This window comes from Aeromicrobium flavum, assembly GCF_007992115.1.
GTDB classification, from domain to species: domain Bacteria; phylum Actinomycetota; class Actinomycetes; order Propionibacteriales; family Nocardioidaceae; genus Aeromicrobium; species Aeromicrobium flavum.
In genome coordinates this window covers 45,980-52,399 of record NZ_BJZQ01000019.1, presented here as the reverse complement: position 1 = coordinate 52,399, position 6,420 = coordinate 45,980, and the positions used below count along the sequence as shown (strand labels likewise).

Sequence of the window (6,420 nt, the reverse complement as noted above, 5' to 3'; positions counted from 1 at the left end):
GGCGGGCCGTCTCGAGGGAGACGACCCGCCGCTGTTCGGTGGTGACTACTTCTTCAGCCTGAGCGCGTCCCGGATCGTGAAGAACACGTCCGTCTGGTCGGTCAGGCCCACGACGTTGGCGGCCCGCGGCCCGTACGCAGCGATCCGCAGCTGCGAGCCGGTGTGCTGCTGGGAGCCCGCGGCGGCGCTCGTGGCGTAGTTGATCGTCATCGGCTGGCCGTCGTGCGTCAGCAGGTTCACCGTCGAGCCCGGCGTCGTCGTGCCGGCGTCGATGATCTGGCTCGTGTGCGCGTGGTCGGCGGTGACGATGACGGTCGTGTGCTTGTCCTTCTTGGCGTAGTCCAGCGCGACCTTGACGGCCTCGTCGAGGTCGAGCGTCTCGCCGATCTGGCCGCACGCGTCCGAGGAGTGGTTGCGCTTGTCGATGCTGGCGCCCTCGACCTGCAGGAAGAAGCCCTTGCGGTTGCCCCGGTCGAGCAGCTCGATCGACTTCTTCGTCAGGTCGGCCAGGCCGGGCAGGGCGTCGGTGCGCGCCGGGTTCTCGGTGCACGCGACCGGCGCCTTCGCGCCGCCGTCGGGCGTGGCCGCCGGGCCGTTCCAGCGCACGGGGAAGTTGCCCGGGGTGAAGAGGCCCAGCAGCGGCTGGTCCTGGTCGGCCTTCGTGACCTTCGTGAGCGCGTCGAGGTCCTCGACGATGCGGTAGCCGCGGTTCTCGGCCTGCTGGCGCAGCGTCTGGCCCTTCCACGAGCCCGCGGTGGCCTTCTCCGCGAACGTCGCGGCGCCGCCGCCGAGCGAGACGTCGGGGCGCGTGTCGAGCATCTGCTCGGTGATGCTGCCCCGGCCACCGTTCTCCTTGGCGTTCTCGGGGCACTTGGCCGCGGTGGCCACCGGCCCGTAGCAGCTGCGGCTCGTGACGTGCGCGACCTGGACGGCCGGCGTCGCGTCCTGCAGCTCGGCGGTGGAGACGTTGCCCGTCTTGTAGCCGGCCTTCTTCGCCAGCTGCAGCAAGGTCTTCTGGGGCTTGCCGTTGACGTCGACGCTGACGGCGCCGTCATAGGACTTGGTGCCGGTGGCCCACGCGGTGCCGGTCGCAGCCGAGTCCGGCACGTAGTCGGGCTTGCCGTCCTTCGTGAGCGCGTAGGTCGTGTACTGGCCGGTGAGCGGGAGGTTGTCGATGCCCGGGAACCGACCGGCGGCGCCGTGCACGTAGTTGCGGGCGCTGGTGATCTCCGAGTCGCCCATGCCGTCGCCGACGATGAGGATGACGTTGTCGGGGCGGCTGCCGTCGATGGCCTTCTTGACGACCCTGGTCTGGTCGCCCGAGAGGCGCGTCGCGCCTCCATGCTCGGAGAGGTCACGCTGGCCGGAGGCGACCGATCCCACGACTGCTCCCCCGAGGAGCAGTCCGGCGGTCCCGATGACGAGCGTGCTGCGGGTGCTGGTGCGAATCTTCATGGCCACAGACCAGCGGACCCCGGTGACCACCGGGTGAACCGCGGCGGAAGCCCGGCGGGCCATCGGCGCAACCGACGGCGTCAGCGGGAGGCCTCGACCCGCTGGGCCGGTGGCTCGGGGACGGGTCCGCCGTCGGCCACCTGGCCGATGACGGTGAGGGTGCCGAAGTAGGTCGCGCACGCCAGCACGAGGGCGGTGCGCCGGACGCGCTGCCAGTCGATGTGGTTCATGGCACCAGCGCAGCCCACGCACGTGACGAGGAAGCGAACGCCGGCCGACGGGCCCGGGACGATCGGTCGACCGCAGGGCACCCCGTGCGCGGCATGATGGTGGGCATGGACGCCTCCACGCCGATCACCCCGCCCGGTTGGTACGACGACGGGCACGGGCAGCTGCGCTGGTGGGACGGGTCCCGGTGGACCGAGCACACCGCTCCCCTGGCGTCGGCCGCGCCGCAGCAGCAGGTGCCGCAGCCGGCCCAGCCCGTGCGGCAGCAGGTGAAGCGCGAGGACCTCGTCGAGGTGAAGCGGTCGAAGCTGGTCTGGATCCTGCCGATCGTCTTCCTCGTGTCCGCGCTGGTGGGCGTGCTGTCGGCGGTGGCGGTGTGGAACTCGGGCGGTCTGGGCGCAGAGCCGTTGGAGCGCACGTACGCGGAGTTCGCCGAGGCCGAGCGGTCGTCGGACTGCGCGGCGCTCATCGCGGTGACGACGGAGACCTTCCGCTACGGCTTGTACGACGAGCCGTTCACCTGCGAGCGGATGCGGACGCCGAAGCCCCTGCGGGTCGGCACGCCGGAGTGGGGCATGCGGTTCGGTCCGGTGGGCATCCTGATCGTCAAGGAGGAGTTCCCCGAGCTGGACGAGTACCACGGCGGCCGGATGGGTCCGACGTACACCAGCTACACCCTGATCCGCGAGGACGGCCGCTGGAAGCTGGACAGCGACGACTGAGCCCTTGCGCCACTGAGCCCTTGCGCCCATGGGCCGATGGGGTGACCGTGGTGACATGGGGTCTGTCTCCCGGCGCATCCGGCTCGTCCTGGTCGCTTCGGCCGTGGCGGTCGGCGGCGCGCTCGTCGCCGTCTCGGAGTCGACCCACGCCCCGGCGCGAGCCGAGACGGCTTCCGCCGCGGACGCTGCGCCCGTCGCCACCGTGGTCCGGGCGGCCGCGGCCACACCCCGGTGCTTCGGGGCCGCCTCGATGGCGAGGAAGCGCTGCCACAACCCGGCGCTGCGCGGCAAACTGATCCCCAAGCCCAGCATCGCCCGCAGTCAGACCGCGCGGTTCCCCGGCAAGCAGTGCTACCAGTCGGGCGTCCAGCAGACCCGGCTCAACCGTGGCTGCACCTTCGGCAAGCGCGCCAAGGGACGACCTCACGTCATCCTCGTCGGCGACTCCCACGCCCGCACGCTGCTCCCCGCGCTCGCCGTCCTCGCCCGGGCGGGGCACTTCTCGCTCGAGGCCCAGGTGCGCGGCTCGTGTTCGTGGACCCGGTCGCCGGTGACCCGCCTGGCGAAGTCGCGCGTCCGCCCGTGTTGGATCTACCGCAAGAACCTGCAGCGCTGGCTCGTGAAGCAGGCCCCGCGGACCGACGTCATCGTGACGACCGGCTACGCGCGCCAGGTGTCGGGCGGCGCGTCGTCGCAGGTGAGGAAGATGCGTGCCGTGTGGCGGCCCCTGCTCACGCGTGGCGTGCGGATCGCGGCGGTCAGCGACAACCCGCGGCTGAGGGGCGAGCCGCAGCCGTGCCTGGTGAAGCACGGCGCCATCAAGGGCGCGCGGAAGTGCGGCGTCTCCTACCGGAAGGGCCTCGGTCGGGACCCGTTCCTGCTGACGGCGAAGAAGACCGGCGGGGCCGCCGCCATCGACCTCCGGTCACGGTTCTGCAGGAAAGGCTTCTGCCCGGCGGTGATCGGCGGCGCCAACGTCTACCGCGACCAGTCCCACATCACGGTGACCTACTCCAAGACGCTGGCGCCGGTGCTGCTCGCGCAGCTCCGCGCGAAGCGGCTGGTCCGCTGAGTCGGTGCGGGTGGTCCCATGCCTGATCGAGGGTTCAGGGACCAGTGGGCCGAGCTGAGCTTCGAGAAGAAGATGAGCATCTTCGTCGGACCCGTCGTGGTCGTCGTGGTGGGTGCGGTGCTGACCGCGGCCCTGTCGAGCTGGGGCGACGGAGATGATCCCCGGCCCACGCCACCGACCACTCTCGCGGACGAGCGGATCGAGGTCCTGGACTTCGTGGTCGACGGCGGAGAGCGGCAGGACCTGGTGTCCGACCCACCCACGGTCTTCCCGCAGATCGACGTGACCCTGCGGAACGTGGGCGCATCGGTCTCGGTGATCACGGGAGCCCAGTTCGGGATCCTCGACTTCGGGAGGCTCCGGATCTGCGAGGCCGGCGGCGGCCCGCTCGAGTCGTCGAAGGACTACGACGTGGTCCTCCCCGTGGACCCCGCCGCGGACCAGGTGCTTCGCAGCAAGGTCAGTCAGGCCCTGGAGCCGAATTCGGCCGACCGGTTCACCTTCACCATGAACGTCGAGCCCCGCGGCCAGGGCGAGGGCGTCTTCCTCTACCGGCTGGACGTGCGGTTGGTCATGACGCGAAGGACCAGCCGACGCGGGTGGGCACGGCGATCGTCGCCGTGCCCCACCTGCCCGAGGCGCAGCACTTCCCCACTGACGCCGGTCGGATGGTGTCGCCTGCGGCCGCACCCGACGCTCCGGTCGACGGCGTCGAACGGTGCTATCGCGAGAACCTCGCGACGTATCTGCGGATGATCGGCCTGCCGGGGACACGCGATCCCCGCATGGACGAGAGCCTCACGACAGCTCGGTGAGGCTCCCGCCGCGCGGATCAGTTGGCGGCGTCGAACGCGTCGAGGACCTCGCGCTTGATCCGCCCGCGCTCGCTCACCTCGTGGCCGTTCTCCTTGGCCCAGGCGCGCACGTGCGCCAGTTCCTCGGGCGTACGGCCCGAACCGCTGCCGCTGCCGTTGCCGCGACGGCCGGCCGACGGACGCGACGACGGCGAGGACCGGCGACCCAGCGCGATGTAGTTCTTCAGCGCACCGCGCAGTTCCTCGGCCTCCTTCTTCGTCAGGTCGATCTCGTAGGACGTGCCGTCCAGGGCGAAGTTGACCGTCTCGCCCTGGCCGTCTTCGATCTCCTTGCCCGAGATGTCACTGGTGAGGATGGTCACGACTCGCTGCGCCATGTTTCTGCCTTTCTTCAACATTTACGTGAATAGCGTGAATGGTCTTCGCTATTCATTTCGTCACCTTATCGACAAGAGAACTCGTATTTCCCGATATCCATCGGGTGGAAATCGAATTCTCATTTCGAATGACTGCCCGTGCGACACCCCGGGTGGCTAGGGTGTGCCGGCATGACCATTCCCTCGTCCGCCGGCGGCTGGTTGCTCGCCGGGCTCGTTCTCGCCTGCGTGGGCGCTGTCGTCCTGGCCATCGGCGAGACCTCCGAGGCGACGTTCGTCGGCTGGGGTCTCGTCGTCTCGGCCGTGCTCGCGGCACAGGTCGGCGTCGTGGCCAAGGGCGTCGAGCTGGGGCTCGCGGTCTCGCGCCGCGAGTGAGCGTTCCACCGCCCCTCTCGTCAGGGAGCCAACCGCAGACGGCCCGAGGCCTCGGCCCGGATCGTGGCGGTGTCCGGGAAGCCCGGAGGCACGAACGGCAGCCGGTAGGGGCGTGTCAGCTCGACGTCCACGCGGTCGCCGGCGGTGCGGAGCGTGAGGTTCACGTCGGCGGGCACGAGGCCGCTCACGAGGGTGCGGGCGTCCGAGTCGTCCAGCACCGCCGCCTCGTCGATCCCCTCGGTGTAGACGACGTCGCGGTCGAGTCCGTCCGCCGCGTGGAGCGCGACGCGGTCGGCAAGATTCATCAGCTCGCGCCGTTCGAGGAAGGCCGCGGAGCTGTTCACCACGACGACGACCAGGAGGCCCAGGACGGCGAGGAAGCCCACGGTCAGGACCGTGACGTTGGCCCGTTCGTCGGGTCTCATGGGGCCGCCCGGTAGCGGCCGAACGGCTCGGTGTGGGTCGACGAGACGTCGAACGCGGCGACCGGATCGCCGAAGACGTCGGGCGCGAGCGGCAGTCGCTGGGAGGAACGGACCTCCACGACGACCGTCGACCCGGGAACGAAGCAGTCAGGCCGGCAGCGCGTGTCGACGGCCGCCCCGGACACGTCGTGATCGGCCAGGACCAGCCGGGCGGCCACCCGCGCTCGCGACCGCGCCGTCGTCGGGTCGTCCGCCTGGACGAAGGCGCGTGCCCCGGCCTCGCTCGCCGCCGCGACGGCGTAGGCGGTGCGTTGCGTCTCGAACACCGCGATGACCACGTAGACCAGGGGCACCAGCAACAGAAGCGTCAGCCACGTGAACTCGACCGTCGCACTCCCCCGCTCCCGGCTCACGGCTCCTCCTGCCGGACGGCGTGACCCACGGCGTCCACCGCGACGCCCGGCCCCCACAGGCCGAGCGGCGGAACCTCACCCCGGATCCGGACCTCGATCACGGGCACGCCGTCGACCTGGGACTCACGGGCCACCACGTCGTCGGCGAAACGATCCGCCAAGGTGGTGCGGATGACGTCACGGGCGCGGGACTCCGCCCCGGCGACACCCGCGTCCAGTGCTGCGGCAGCGCGGGCGCCGTCGGACGCTGCGGCCACCATCGTGTTCCGCACGTGCAGGACCAGCGCGAGCTGGGCGATGCCGAGGACGAGCGGGATCAGCACGGTGAGGACCAGCACGAACTCCGGCACGGCCGCACCGCGCTCGTCCCTCATCCGCCGACGGACGTCAACGCCTGGTTGAGCATCGAGGTCAGCGCCGGCCCGGCGAGGGCCGTCAGGCCCGCGACGATCCCCGCGGTCATCAGCGTGATCATCACCCACCCGGGGACGTCGCCGCGCTCCTGCGTGCGCAGCCGTGCAAGTCGTGACCTCATCGG

General features: G+C 70.9%; 11 protein-coding genes. 4 read left to right on the top strand and 7 right to left on the bottom strand.

Annotated features, from left to right (window positions below):
- Nucleotides 1-45: 45 nt before the first annotated feature.
- On the bottom strand, nt 46-1,455 hold the full coding sequence (phoA, locus tag AFL01nite_RS14045) for an alkaline phosphatase (RefSeq protein ID WP_146828449.1): 1,410 nt from the start codon (nt 1,453-1,455) through the stop codon (nt 46-48).
- A gap of 80 nt (nt 1,456-1,535) precedes the next feature.
- Nucleotides 1,536-1,685, bottom strand: a complete 150-nt coding sequence (locus AFL01nite_RS15375; protein ID WP_186813961.1) for a hypothetical protein — start codon at nt 1,683-1,685, stop codon at nt 1,536-1,538.
- Nucleotides 1,686-1,790: 105 nt separating this feature from the next.
- On the opposite strand from AFL01nite_RS15375, the gene AFL01nite_RS14040 reads away from it, so the two are divergent.
- From AFL01nite_RS14040 to AFL01nite_RS14030, 3 genes are read left to right on the top strand one after another with little or no spacing between them, the layout of a single operon-like run.
- Nucleotides 1,791-2,405 carry a DUF2510 domain-containing protein gene (locus AFL01nite_RS14040; protein ID WP_146828447.1) on the top strand — a complete coding sequence of 205 codons (615 nt, stop codon included), beginning with the start codon at nt 1,791-1,793 and terminating at the stop codon, nt 2,403-2,405.
- 55 nt (nt 2,406-2,460) lie between these two features.
- On the top strand, nt 2,461-3,477 hold the full coding sequence (locus AFL01nite_RS14035; protein WP_146828445.1) for an SGNH hydrolase domain-containing protein: 1,017 nt from the start codon (nt 2,461-2,463) through the stop codon (nt 3,475-3,477).
- Nucleotides 3,478-3,495: 18 nt separating this feature from the next.
- Nucleotides 3,496-4,233 carry a hypothetical protein gene (locus AFL01nite_RS14030; RefSeq protein ID WP_146828442.1) on the top strand — a complete coding sequence of 246 codons (738 nt, stop codon included), beginning with the start codon at nt 3,496-3,498 and terminating at the stop codon, nt 4,231-4,233.
- Nucleotides 4,234-4,309: 76 nt separating this feature from the next.
- Here AFL01nite_RS14030 and AFL01nite_RS14025 read toward each other — a convergent pair whose 3' ends face one another.
- Nucleotides 4,310-4,669: a histone-like nucleoid-structuring protein Lsr2 gene (locus AFL01nite_RS14025; protein WP_146828440.1), complete on the bottom strand. Its 360-nt coding sequence runs from the start codon at nt 4,667-4,669 to the stop codon at nt 4,310-4,312.
- A 171-nt stretch (nt 4,670-4,840) separates the two neighbouring features.
- On the opposite strand from AFL01nite_RS14025, the gene AFL01nite_RS14020 reads away from it, so the two are divergent.
- The gene (locus AFL01nite_RS14020; protein WP_146828438.1) at nt 4,841-5,044 is read left to right on the top strand and encodes a hypothetical protein; all 204 of its coding nucleotides are present in this window, start codon (nt 4,841-4,843) and stop codon (nt 5,042-5,044) included.
- A gap of 20 nt (nt 5,045-5,064) precedes the next feature.
- Here the strand turns inward: AFL01nite_RS14020 and AFL01nite_RS14015 are convergent, their stop codons facing one another.
- Genes AFL01nite_RS14015 through AFL01nite_RS15370 form a run of 4 tightly spaced genes read right to left on the bottom strand, consistent with a single transcriptional unit; the run spans nt 5,065 to nt 6,417 of the window.
- Nucleotides 5,065-5,469, bottom strand: coding sequence for a pilus assembly protein TadG-related protein (locus AFL01nite_RS14015; RefSeq protein WP_146828436.1), 405 nt, complete (start codon nt 5,467-5,469; stop codon nt 5,065-5,067).
- Nucleotides 5,466-5,882, bottom strand: coding sequence for a hypothetical protein (locus tag AFL01nite_RS14010; RefSeq protein ID WP_146828434.1), 417 nt, complete (start codon nt 5,880-5,882; stop codon nt 5,466-5,468). The genes AFL01nite_RS14015 and AFL01nite_RS14010 overlap by 4 nt, the downstream gene beginning before the upstream one ends.
- Nucleotides 5,879-6,256, bottom strand: coding sequence for a TadE family protein (locus AFL01nite_RS14005; RefSeq protein WP_146828432.1), 378 nt, complete (start codon nt 6,254-6,256; stop codon nt 5,879-5,881). The genes AFL01nite_RS14010 and AFL01nite_RS14005 overlap by 4 nt, the downstream gene beginning before the upstream one ends.
- Nucleotides 6,253-6,417 (bottom strand): hypothetical protein, encoded by a 165-nt coding sequence (locus tag AFL01nite_RS15370; protein WP_186813960.1) that lies wholly within the window; start codon nt 6,415-6,417, stop codon nt 6,253-6,255. Before AFL01nite_RS15370 ends, AFL01nite_RS14005 begins: the two co-directional genes overlap by 4 nt.
- Nucleotides 6,418-6,420: the final 3 nt, after the last annotated feature.